This window comes from Paenibacillus kribbensis (genome assembly GCF_001705305.1).
Taxonomy (GTDB): Bacteria; Bacillota; Bacilli; order Paenibacillales; family Paenibacillaceae; genus Paenibacillus; species Paenibacillus kribbensis_B.
The window spans coordinates 480564-492261 of the sequence record NZ_MCBP01000003.1 but is presented as its reverse complement, the minus strand read 5'-3'; the positions used below and the strand labels follow the sequence as shown (position 1 = coordinate 492261).

The following is an 11698-nucleotide window of genomic DNA, read 5'->3' as shown; positions in this document are numbered from 1 at the left end:
TTAGCATTTTCCCGATCTCCATAAGGCAGCATGATCTATCCAGGCGGGCATGTCATGGCAAAAAGTAAAGATAAGCACTGATCGCTCCCGGAATGACTGCGGTCATAAATGGAAACCTGAGATGCGCTTCTCTCCCGCTGGTCAGCGCCTTGCCGCTGCGAAACAGAAAAAATCCCCCCAAATTAAAAGCTACACGCCGTAGTCTCATAATGGTTTCCCTACGCCATAGCAAGATTCCGATACCAATAATACCTGCAAAAAAAATGGAATATAGAGCTGATTGCCACGCAAAAGCAGCACCTGTCCAGGCTCCAATTAGGCCAAATAGCTTCACATCTCCTGCACCTACAGCTCCTATCCAGTATAAAATCAGCATGAGGCCAAATCCGGTACCAAGTCCAGCAGCAGCAAATACAAAACCATGCCAGCCTTCAAATATCGTATTGAACAGCAAACCTGCCACCATACCGGGCAGCGTAAGCTTATTAGGAATTTTCATACTCCGTAAATCGGTGACCAGCGCAATCGCCAGTAAAACTCCACATACAATATACATCCATGTCAATGTGACCTCCCCCCTCCCCATCTATTGTCTACTCCACGGAAAATGGAACCTTGATACGCTGTCCATCCTCTGTTTCAATCACAAAACTCCATTGACCGGGTGTCGTATTTGTTCCCACAAACCAATTCCATTCAATCATTCCCTCCGCATTAGCAGAGGTCCAGCCCAAATGCTGAGCCGTGCTTTGACCCGACTTGTAAAATACAGAAAGATTAGCACTCGTTCCGGGTTCAATCCTGGCTCTAATCAAATTGTACACACCCTTCACGGCAGGCTCTGGCTTGACAAGCAACTGTATGGAATGCTGTTCATCCTTATCATCTGCAGCATCTCCTGTACCTGTCCCCTCTCCTGTGTCGCCGATCCAAAGGCGCTCCTCTGCCGCTGCCTGAAGCACAATGCTGCGATACAGAAATGGGACCTTCATCGGCAGTTCATAAGACAGCTCTACTCTAAAATAAGGGTCCTTGGTTCCTGTAAGAGAAGGCACATGTACACTCGTTACATGAATACGGTCATACTCCAGAACACTTTCCTCTATAAAAGGCTTTAGCATCGGCTTCAGAACAGGATCAAGTGCTGCCTCCGTCAAACGCCCCCGCAGCTCCTCCATCGGCTTTTGACCACCTTGCACAGCGCTTTCTACCCAATCGCCAATCGGAGGCGGCAACTGCTCAGCGAATTTGCTTGCATATTCACTCACAGATAACTTGGGCAATTCATCCAGCGGTTCGCGGACTGCATCTATTTTCGTAGACGCCGCATCTACCGCCAGAGACACCGGGTAGATTTTAGCGGAAACCTGCTTAACCGCTTCTGAAGCGGTGGTCTGCAATGCCGTGGACACCAGCGTCATCTGAACCATATAAATGAGAAAAATAATAAAGAACAGAAACAACGGCAACACCAGCGACGCTTCTAAAACAATGCTTCCTTGTTCACACCGCTTCTGCCCACAGATCCACTGTAGATCCCGATTAATAGGAAAAATGCGCTGTTTTCGTAACATAGTACACACTTCCCTTAATACTCTCGCCTTCCTTAGAGGCAGTTCCGAGCATCCTCATTACCCCAGGTAAAAACCACAGCCGCATCCCGTTCTTGACCTCACCCTCTGCATACGTTTGCCGCTCAGCAGGATTGACATCTGTATTCAGGCGGATCAGAGCAAGCATACGGGACATCTTTCGTTCATTATTGCTATGAAGCATCAGAAACAATCGCAAATGATCCTTGTACGTCATTCGAAATTTCAGAAAATCAGATAAAGGCACATACCCCTTTTGCGCCAGCATAATCATATCTTCAATCGCCTTTTCTACCCCATATAACAAAGCCGCCGCCAAAACGACCAATGGATTTCCCTTTGAGCTATTTTTGACTAGTCCCTCCATCGTACGTATGGCAAGTCTCATAGCGAAAATTTCACCATAAGCGGATGCCAGATTACCCGTTGGATTATGGAACCCGTACAGGATGTACTCAACCTCCTGATTACTCACCTCCAGCTGATCTCCCAAAACCTGCGCTGCATTACCCACATTTGCACCTGATCCAGCCAAACTGCCAAATCGGCTAAAATCCACATGATGAAAGTAAGAAAGCGCATATTCGTTCTGGTAAAATTCATCCCCCAGTTGAGTCAGCAAACCGGATGCAGCCCCATACAAACCATCCATACTATCCATGGAGGCCCCCGCTGCATCATAGGTGTCATAGGATAAATCAGCGGTTACAGATGAACCGGATGTAGACTGATTAAATGCAATACTTTCACTGTAATACTGCTCCAGCTTTTGGAACTGTTCTGCACTTTGTTTACCTTTGGAAAGTACCTCAATGATCCGATAAGCTTGCTTGAGCTTGTTTTTCGCCTCTTTTTCCATTTTCTTGCGTTCTTTGTCAGGTCCTCGTCGCGTGTCCAGTATTCTGGCTTCGCTGTCGAGTACATTGACGGCTCCCGACCAGACATACGCATTCAAGTATTTGTCCATCTCCTTGAGCGCTGAGGCGACTTCCTGCTTGAGCATATCTGCATTCAGAAATGGATCTGTATAAAAGGATAACGTGCGCATCATTCCCGTTAGTCTGTTGTTAACCGTATTTATAGCAATTCGTTGCTTTTCGATTTCTACTTCCCATTGCTCAAATTCCTTATCGGGAATCAACAGATCCTCCGCCTTTTGCCGGGCGCTTCCTACTGAGGGATCGGCGTTGGAGCCTCCTCCGCTGGGAGTAGGTGCAGCAGAAACCTCATCGTAGCCTGCATTAGCCGCTCTCTGCTTATACTGCGCAATGACTTTGCGCATCTCTTCATTAATCTGCCGAGCCTCATTTAACGGCTCTTTGGCTTCCAGAAGCAGTTTATCATGCTCTTCTCCAGCCTGAACCATGGCCTGACGAAGGCGGTCAAGCGCTGATCTCGCCCTTCTTGAATATTTCTCTATCTGCATGATTTTAACGTCATCCACGCTTTTCTGATTATCCTCATATACATGCACGTAATGCTTATATTGTGCAGCAATATCGGCTACAACCTCGAGCGGGTCCCAAATATACTGATTGGGTATATATACGCCCTGCTGCTTCATAATCCGTTTGCGAACCTCTTCCATACGAGCCCCAGCCTCACGCTGCTTCGCCAGCATGTCATCCAGCTTGGTATCGCGTTGGTCATACAGCTTTTGCAGCCGTTTCAGCAAATCAACCGTATGAGAAGCCTCCTTCATATTTTGAGAGAGCGGCTTCAGCTTTTCGAGCACTTCAAACGTAAAATCGACTGGCGCTTTATACTTCATCTCTTCACGTATCTGCTCATTAAATATGGGATATTTACCAAGCTCTCTTTCCATTTGCAGAGAACTCGAATCCAGCTTCGTATTCATAAGCGGCAGCGTTTCCGCACGTGCTGTACGCTTGGCGCTGTCATTCAGTACTTTGACCATGATTTGTTGTCCGTCGCTTTCACCATAAGCAAACAGACCGTACTCCTGTTGCAATACCGGATCATAAGCAGACATCACGGAACGAACTGCCGCATGAGTCAGACGTTCGGTTTGCACATGGAGGGCAGCAATTCTCGCATAATCAATAAAGACAGCAATAAAGCCGAACATGACCGCCAAAATCAAAATCAAGAAGACCGTGACAGCACCTAACTCGCTATCCTTTTTATTACGTCCCTTTCCAAACACCCGCTTCCTCCTTTCCAGTCCATTCCCGTTCCTTACCCACCATTCCTTACTTACCGTTCTGGCCATATTGCATCAACACTTGTCCCACGCCTGCCGGATCTACCTTTTCGCCTGAGCCTCTGCCCATAAACTTCGCACCGTAATACCGGACCAGTTCCACCGTACGGATCCATTCCACAGGCTCAACCACACCCGAGCTCATTTTCCCTTGTAAATCCGTCTGGTCCAGAAACTGATTCAACAAAGGCACTTTCACGATCTTATTCAGCTCCGTTGTCACCTTGCGGTGAATCAGACTGTTCTCATATGTCATCTGTCCCTGCATCCCCGCAGGCATTCTGCTTTCGGCATTGGACAGCTTTTGAACGGGCAATGAGCCTGCCACGCTGCCGTCAGGCACCTGTACACTTTCCAGATGATTAGCTCCGGCCCAGCCAAACAAAGCGCCCAGCATGACATCATCCTTCAAACGCCAATAAAGCGAATCCCGTTGTCCTTGCGCAAAAGCTCCTGTACGCGGGTCCCTGAAGCTGTTATCCCAACTGTAGGCAGCTCTTTCCGAAGCGGTAGAAGCGACCTGCACCAATATAGATTTTTGATATATGTACAGGCAGAAAAATAACATCACAAAAATAACCAGCAGCAGAACGGGAAAGACGAGGGACGCTTCTAATGAGAAGCTCCCGTCCTCTTTTTGTGCCAATGTGCGCAGCATTATGAATCCATAAAATCGTTACTTTTTTTATCCGCCTTTTTCAGCAAACCTTCTACAATCTTCTTAATCTGATCCTTGAAAATAATGGCCACTGCAATCAGAATTGCAATGATCAGAATCATTTCCAACGTACCCAGACCGTCCTCCTCCTTGTACAATTTACGGATACCGCTTGTTGCTAATGTCAACATCGTTTCATTCCTCCTACATATTCATCATCATTAAAGCGGGAGCACCCACCAGCACAATAACCGTCAGCAAAATCAGCGCCATCGGGAATACCAGCTTGGATGAAGCCTGCTCCCCTCTTGTCCGGCTAATCGAAGTCCGCTTGCCCCATAACGTCTGGGACAGCTCACGTAACGCCATCACGAAATCACTCCCGCCACGTCGCATATTCAGCAATACCGTTGTCGTAAATACCGTCACTTCCTGAATACCGCAGCGTTTGCTTAAATGCTCAAATGCCTGTTGAAAGGAATATCCGCTTTCCCATTCCCCCACGGTCTGCCGCAATTCCCGATACAACGGATGTACCGTATCCGCCCCTTTACGCTCCACACAATGAAGCAATGCCCGTTGTACCGTCTCGCCTGCACCAACCAAAAGCATCATTTTACTCAACAGTTCAGGCAATTCCAATAGAATTTGCTGATCCCGTTGCTGTACTTTCCCATGCAAATCCTTGGTCAGCGCGACTGGAACCAGAACACCCAGTCCCAAACCAAGCACCAGCCCGGTTGCATCTCCGTCCATGATCAGCGATATTAAAGCTCCACCAGCGACCATCATATATCCGTAGCAGAGCATTTCTGCCAGAAAAAGCATCGTTTTTTCTCCGCTGTTCCGCATACCATACAGCTTTTGCACCGAACGCTGGAGCTTGAACATCAGCACAGGCAGCCTTTGAGTGACGCGCGAAACATGAATTAGGTGTACAAAAGGAACCGAAAATCTGTGCAGCCGCAGTCCTTCCAGCTTCATACAGCGAAAATGTGCATACTGAGCATCATGCATCCGGTTCAGCACCACCCAACCTCCCACTTGCAGAACCAGTATGACCAGACAGACCAACATCACCATATCTAGCACTCCTTATACTTCAATCTTCATAATGTGGTTGATCCACACGAGACAGCCCCCAAGCACCAGCAGACAAAGGGTGGACAGAATCATTCCTGTACCGCTGTATAAAGGCATCATGTAGTCTCCTGCAGTCATTGTCATAAACAATACAAACAAAAAAGGAGCAGCAAACATAACTCTTGATTCAAAACGTTTTTGCGCAATCATCACACTGATTTCTTGTTGAATTTCCAGCTTCTCCCCTATGACACTTGAAGTTCTTCGTACGACCTCCACCAGATCACCTCCGGTTCGCTTGCAGGCCGCAAATACATCTGCAAAATTCGTAATATCCTCCATCTGAGCCCGACGGGCCAAATCCTGCAAAGCAGTCTCCACAGGCTGTCCGATTTCGAGACAGGCTGTAATAATGTTAAATTCAAAAATCAGATCGTGGTCTCCATCCGGACTAAGCAAACGCAAATCCTCCACAGCCTCGCGAAAACCATTCTCTACCGACCTCCCCGCCGAAAGAGAAGACGAGAGTGAATATAAAGCCTGTTTGAATTGGATGCTCAGAGCAGACCTGCGTCGTTGCAGCAAAAATTGCCTGTAATAACGGGGCATTGCCAGAGCTCCGGCAGCACACAGCAACGATAAAATCCATTGGTGATAAAATAGATAGCCGATCATTGCGAATAGCACGCCACTGAAGAGAATGCACATACTTTTTTGCATTGTCGTTAATGTATATACCGTATAATCAGGCAGAGAAGGGGCCTGACGGGATGCTTGCTCCGGCTTCACATCTACTTTTCCTGTTTTCATACCGTTGCTTCCCCCCTGTGCCAGCTTTCCGGCTTTATTCCGGCCATTTGCAGCTTTAACGTATGATGCAGACCTTCACCACAGCGTTCCAGCGCCCCTATGATTCTCCCGTTACTTTCTCCGCGCTCCTGAAAGCGATAGAGCGGATTAAGCGTCACCTGACCATTTTCAAAGCCAATGACTTCGCTAATTTCCAGTACCCGTCTGGATTTGTCACGCAGCCGTGACAGATGCACGAATATATCAATGGCCGAGCTGATCTGCTGCCGAACTACACCCAGCGGAAGATCGGCCCCGCCAAGCACCATCGTCTCCAGTCTGCTGACCATGTCACGGATATTATTCGCGTGGCCGGTGGACAACGATCCATCATGTCCTGTGTTCATCGCTTGCAGCATATCCAACGCTTCACTCCCCCTGACCTCACCTACTACAATCCGGTTGGGTCGCATACGCAGGGAGGAACGAATCAGATCACGAATCGTAATTTCCCCCTTGCCCTCGGTGTTCGCGTTCCGTGTTTCCATGGAAACGAGATTAGGGACGGTCACAATTTGCAGCTCTGCCGAATCTTCAATCGTAATAATCCGTTCGGACGGTGGGATAAACTGGGATAATGCGTTCAGAAAGGTAGTTTTCCCTGAACCCGTTCCTCCGCTTATAAAAATATTGTATTTGCTGCGTACCAAGTCCTTGAGCATTGCAGCGGCTTCCTCATCCAGCGCGCCTATTCGTATCAAGTCCTCCATTGTCATGGGACGCTTGGGAAACTTCCGTATTGTCATTGTTGGCCCCTTGAGGGCGACTGGCGGCAGCACAATATTGACGCGTGACCCATCCTTTAAACGGGCATCCACAATCGGCGAAGCCTCATTCACAATTCGGTTCACCCCGGCTACAATCGTCTGGATCAGATCCTCCAGTCGCTCTCGGGACTCGAATTGATCGGGCACCTGAATCACCTCACCTGCCCGCTCCACAAAAATTTCCCGGTGACTGTTGATCATAATTTCCGTAACTGTCGGGTCATCGATCAATGGCTGGAGCACATCCAGCCCACGGAACGAATGAAAAATTTTTCGGACAAGTGCATGCTTCTCTCGGGAAGTTAAGCCTGTCAGCTCTGTATCGTGTAAAATTCGATTTTCAATATGCCGGACCAAATCCGCATCGTCTACCGAAGACGTCACATCCAGCCCGCTTCGGATATCCGCTCGCAGTGCCTTAAAATGCTTCTCATTTATGCTCATCAGCCCCTTTACCCCCCTTTTAGGACCAAGCGGCGGGCGACTGTGCTGCACTCTCCACATTCAGCAGCTCACGACACAGATGGCGGATTTCCCGCTGATAAATCGGTGAACTAAGCAGCAATTCACGATGCTGCATCTGTTTCCATGAAGGAATATACGGCAGCGCTCCGTCTAGCTCCATAAAGTCTCGAGGTAACGAATTGATCATAGTTCCCATATAACGGTTCACCACAAAGCTCGTTTTGGACAGCATGGCTTCAAGCCCTTCGTGCTGTGTTAACTCCAGAACATCCAGCCACAGGCCGCACTTATGCATGCTCATTAAATCGTCAGCCAGCAGCCAGATCAGCTTATGACTGGCTTCAAGCACAGCTTGAGCCCGGTCACCATTTTCGGATTCGCTATCTACGATCACTACATCATATTGTCCGCTCTCGGCAATCGTCCGAATTAGCTGCACTGCTTCATCACAGGTCATGTCTGTTAGCTCCTTGCGATTGTAGACAGGCTGAAAAGTATCGGCTTGAATTTCAGGGCGGTGCACACAATAGGAAGCTACGGAAGAGGGAATGCTGTCACTCTCCGTCGCCTTGAGGTCATATAGCAGCCTGGACAGCCCTTCTCCTTCTGTACGGTTAGAACTGCCTGAACCCGTGAACAACGAGCTTGAATCCACCGTTTCCAGATTCAAATAAAATACGGAATACCCCTCATTCCCCAGCTGCTTGGACATATTGAGCGCAGCTGTTGTCTTGCCCAACCCGCCGGAAGCCGCCATCATGCCGATAATGATTCCGCCTTCCCGGCTGTTTACACCTTGTCGACTGCTCGACCGCTGTCTTGTCATTTCCAAAATAGAACCTACCAGCTCGGATAAAGGCTGGTATTTCAATAACGCTTGTCCGTATTGGCTTACTTCTTCACCCTCATGTAATACCAAACAAGGAATATCGGCAGCTTCCCGACCCGTCCACAGACTCAAAAAAGCTGCTTCACCCACCACGATATCCGGTCTTTTCATTCCGTTCGTTTCCATCATGTATTGACGAAATGCTTCCGGCTGCGAAAATGCCGTTATCCTCAGCCTTCTGGCGTACTCGCTTCCGTGTACATAATTCAGCAGCGGCTCAATATATTCCCGGTCTGCTACAGCCAATACCACTTTTACCGGAATCATGACATTCATCCCTTTCCAACATAACAACGCAAAAAAGCACCGTTCATCAAACCGTAATTACATACGGTTGGTGAACGGTGCTTCCGTCACGTGCAAACTATTTATTGCTAGAATAGCATAGCGCTTATTTTAGAGCAAGTATTTTTTATGAAAATATGATTCCAAATTCTATTAGGAGCAAAAGGCAGGGATATAATCCCCGCCTCCCGCTACCTTTATCTTACCAGAATTTGTGGTGACGACGATGACATTCATGATGACGATGATGACGATGTTTCCGATGATGATGATGTTTTTTCTCAAAGTCTTCATGTTTAAATTTAGGTCTGAATTTAATGACTGTCACCTTAATAATCTTCTTAGTAACGCGTTTTTTTGGCTTACGAAAATGACAATGTCTAAACATTTTTAATTCGCCTCCATTTCTTTGAGATAGAATATACTATGGAAGCATTGAACAACCGGAAACCATCATACGACTATTTATGAATAGATTGGGCGATCTATTCATCCTCCTCCAGCTTGATATCCGGATCATAGTCCGCCACAATTAGAACATCCATATGACGCGCTTGACGGAGAATTCTTGGAACGACCGCAATCTTTCCCCAACATTTACTTCGGGAAGACTGCCCCACGATTAGCTGCGTACCCGTACATCCTTCCACCGGAGCAATCAAAATATCAGAAATCTCCCGCCGGCTGGAAACAAAGCGAATTTCAAAGGTTCCTCCCAATCGGTGGGTCAACATCTTTAGCTGTTCCAGACGAGGGCTCAGCCTCTCGGGTATACGCTCACCGACATGAACGTAAGTCACAATCCACACGGCCTTCAGACGAAAAGCGATACGAAAACCACGACGAATCAGCCTTTCAGCATTTTCGCTTAGCGTGACGCCTACGAAGATTACTTCCTTCCTGCGCCACGGTCCCCGAAGCGATCCGTGACGATCCCACGATTCCAGCCGCTCATCCACATCATCTGCCAATTCCCGCAGAGCCAGCTCACGCAGCGCAATCAGATTACCTAATTTAAAAAAGTGGCTAAGCGCCTGTTCCACCTTGGCAGGATCGTATATTTTGCCATCACGCATCCGCTGCTGCAACGATTTGGGAGCCACATCCACAAGCTGTACCTCATCAGCCAGACGCATCATGTGATCGGGGACAGTCTCTCTCACCCGAATGCCGGTAATTTGTTCTACCGCGTCATTCAAGCTTTCCAGGTGCTGTACATTCATTGTGGATATGACAGAAATACCTTGATCCAAAATAGCCAATACATCCTCATAACGCTTGGATCTCGGACTGCCGGGAACGTTGGTGTGCGCCAGCTCGTCGATAAGCACTACCTCAGGATTGCGCCTGAGAATGGATTCAGTATCCATTTCTTCCAAATGTACACCATGACGCTCGATGGGCTGACGGGAAATCATATCCAGAGAGCCTACTTGTGCCAAAGTTTCCGCTCTTCCATGCGTTTCCAGCAAGCCGATCACAACATCAATTCCACTCTCCAGCAAATCATTGCCCTCTCTCAGCATCGTGTATGTTTTGCCGACCCCTGGTGCAGCGCCAATATATACCTTGAGCTTGCCGCGCCGAATTTTAGCTGCCTCAGCCTGTGCCTCCTCATCGCTCAAGCGGTGATAGGGATCATTATCTCCTTCCTCCTGTCTCATCGTTGGCAAAATCCGTTCACCTTCCTGCTCGGCTCGATCCGCTATCAACAGCAGGTCCATATTTTTCATCCGTTTTATAATTCCGTTCACCAGCGATCCCCTAACCAGTTCCTGCCATCGGGTCTGCCGAGAATGTCCCATGACGATCCGGGTAACATTATGCGCCACCGCATAATGAATAAGCTGACGAGGCAACCTTCTGCGGGAAAAAAGCGGGATCTCTTCAAATGCCGATCCTATCTTGTCAGCCAACTGCACAATGGAGCGCTTAAAGGCCGCTGATTCCTTGGACAGCTTGTGCTTCGGGCTGACAAAGGAGACCACCAGCATATCTCCACCCAACCGCTTGGCGACCTGCTCTCCTCTGCGAACATAAATAGACCCGTTCCAATGATATTGGACAGGCACCAAAATACGCTCGGCGGCTCCTGACGCCCCGTGCAAGCCTAATTCCTCCCGATGCCGTTCCAGCGAATCGTTCACATCCTCTGCCACTAATCGCAGAGCCAGCTCGCGCAGCTTACCCAGATTTCCCCGGTGGAACATTTCAGGATTGGGCGCATGCATGTAGCCTTTCGCCAGCCGTTCCAAAACCGTCTCCGGTGTAACATCAATCAGACGGATTTCATCCGCCAGCTCCAGCGTATCGACCGGGACCGTGGATGCCGCTTCAATTCCCGTCAGCTGATAAACCCACTCCGTAATCCCTTCAAGTTCATAGACATTGACCGTCGTAATGACGCTAATCCCCAGTTCCAGCAAATATTGAATATCCTCCAGCCGGCTTGGAAATCGGGCCCCTACCCGGTTACGATGTGCCAAATGATCTACCAGCACCACCTCGGGATTGCGTTCCACCAAAGCTTCCACATTCAAATCTTTTTGCTCCACACCGTCCTGCATCCAATGAATACTGGGCACTCGCTCCAGCGTGCCGACCTGCTCCACGGTTTCACGCCGCTGCATGGTCGAGACCGCACAAATCACAACATCAATCCCTTCATGCTGAAGCGATTGTCCTTCCTGAAGCATATGATACGTTTTGCCCGAACCGCTGACTGCACCGATATAAATTTTGAGTCTGCCCCGGTGCAGTTTGTTAATGGATTCCAGTATTTCCTCGGGTGATTTGCGTTTGAAGCTCTCCATCTTTTGTTCCTCCCCGCAACGCGACAGCTCATTGCGTCCGTTCTTGTCTGGCTGTAATGAATGTACTCCCGTG

The 11698-nt window shown here is 48.6% G+C and carries 11 protein-coding genes; all 11 read right to left on the bottom strand.

The window, feature by feature from the left end:
* Positions 1-52 precede the first annotated feature (52 nt).
* A complete protein-coding gene (locus tag BAZ21_RS08205) occupies positions 53-565 on the bottom strand; it encodes an A24 family peptidase (RefSeq protein WP_068498840.1) in 513 nt (170 codons plus the stop codon).
* A gap of 28 nt (positions 566-593) precedes the next feature.
* A complete protein-coding gene (locus tag BAZ21_RS08200) occupies positions 594-1574 on the bottom strand; it encodes a TadE/TadG family type IV pilus assembly protein (RefSeq protein ID WP_068498837.1) in 981 nt (326 codons plus the stop codon).
* Positions 1543-3759 carry a DUF5702 domain-containing protein gene (locus BAZ21_RS08195; protein ID WP_068498835.1) on the bottom strand — a complete coding sequence of 739 codons (2217 nt, stop codon included), beginning with the start codon at positions 3757-3759 and terminating at the stop codon, positions 1543-1545. The genes BAZ21_RS08200 and BAZ21_RS08195 overlap by 32 nt, the downstream gene beginning before the upstream one ends.
* Positions 3760-3805: 46 nt before the next feature.
* The gene (locus tag BAZ21_RS08190) at positions 3806-4474 is read right to left on the bottom strand and encodes a TadE/TadG family type IV pilus assembly protein (protein WP_068498833.1); all 669 of its coding nucleotides are present in this window, start codon (positions 4472-4474) and stop codon (positions 3806-3808) included.
* A complete protein-coding gene (locus tag BAZ21_RS08185) occupies positions 4474-4665 on the bottom strand; it encodes a Flp1 family type IVb pilin (RefSeq protein WP_010349413.1) in 192 nt (63 codons plus the stop codon). The genes BAZ21_RS08190 and BAZ21_RS08185 overlap by 1 nt, the downstream gene beginning before the upstream one ends.
* A gap of 13 nt (positions 4666-4678) precedes the next feature.
* Positions 4679-5557, bottom strand: a complete 879-nt coding sequence (locus BAZ21_RS08180) for a type II secretion system F family protein (RefSeq protein ID WP_068498831.1) — start codon at positions 5555-5557, stop codon at positions 4679-4681.
* Between the two features lie 12 nt (positions 5558-5569).
* Positions 5570-6367: a type II secretion system F family protein gene (locus BAZ21_RS08175; protein WP_068498829.1), complete on the bottom strand. Its 798-nt coding sequence runs from the start codon at positions 6365-6367 to the stop codon at positions 5570-5572.
* Complete coding sequence (locus BAZ21_RS08170) at positions 6364-7611, bottom strand: CpaF family protein (protein WP_068499041.1); 1248 nt, start codon at positions 7609-7611, stop codon at positions 6364-6366. The genes BAZ21_RS08175 and BAZ21_RS08170 overlap by 4 nt, the downstream gene beginning before the upstream one ends.
* 25 nt (positions 7612-7636) lie before the next feature.
* Positions 7637-8794: an AAA family ATPase gene (locus BAZ21_RS08165; protein ID WP_068498826.1), complete on the bottom strand. Its 1158-nt coding sequence runs from the start codon at positions 8792-8794 to the stop codon at positions 7637-7639.
* Between the two features lie 171 nt (positions 8795-8965).
* The gene (locus BAZ21_RS28910) at positions 8966-9106 is read right to left on the bottom strand and encodes a hypothetical protein (RefSeq protein ID WP_176718121.1); all 141 of its coding nucleotides are present in this window, start codon (positions 9104-9106) and stop codon (positions 8966-8968) included.
* Between the two features lie 191 nt (positions 9107-9297).
* Complete coding sequence (locus BAZ21_RS08155) at positions 9298-11625, bottom strand: histidine kinase (protein WP_068498825.1); 2328 nt, start codon at positions 11623-11625, stop codon at positions 9298-9300.
* Positions 11626-11698: the final 73 nt, after the last annotated feature.

What these genes read in the sequence shown, in the direction of transcription:
- BAZ21_RS08200 (WP_068498837.1), bottom strand. Translation starts at nt 1,574, where the DNA reads ATGTTACGAAAACAGCGCATTTTTCCTATTAATCGGGATCTACAGTGG.
- BAZ21_RS08190 (WP_068498833.1), bottom strand. Translation starts at nt 4,474, where the DNA reads ATGCTGCGCACATTGGCACAAAAAGAGGACGGGAGCTTCTCATTAGAA.
- BAZ21_RS08185 (WP_010349413.1), bottom strand. Translation starts at nt 4,665, where the DNA reads ATGTTGACATTAGCAACAAGCGGTATCCGTAAATTGTACAAGGAGGAG.
- BAZ21_RS08180 (WP_068498831.1), bottom strand. Translation starts at nt 5,557, where the DNA reads ATGGTGATGTTGGTCTGTCTGGTCATACTGGTTCTGCAAGTGGGAGGT.
- BAZ21_RS08175 (WP_068498829.1), bottom strand. Translation starts at nt 6,367, where the DNA reads ATGAAAACAGGAAAAGTAGATGTGAAGCCGGAGCAAGCATCCCGTCAG.
- BAZ21_RS08165 (WP_068498826.1), bottom strand. Translation starts at nt 8,794, where the DNA reads ATGATTCCGGTAAAAGTGGTATTGGCTGTAGCAGACCGGGAATATATT.
- BAZ21_RS28910 (WP_176718121.1), bottom strand. Translation starts at nt 9,106, where the DNA reads ATGAAGACTTTGAGAAAAAACATCATCATCATCGGAAACATCGTCATC.
- BAZ21_RS08155 (WP_068498825.1), bottom strand. Translation starts at nt 11,625, where the DNA reads ATGGAGAGCTTCAAACGCAAATCACCCGAGGAAATACTGGAATCCATT.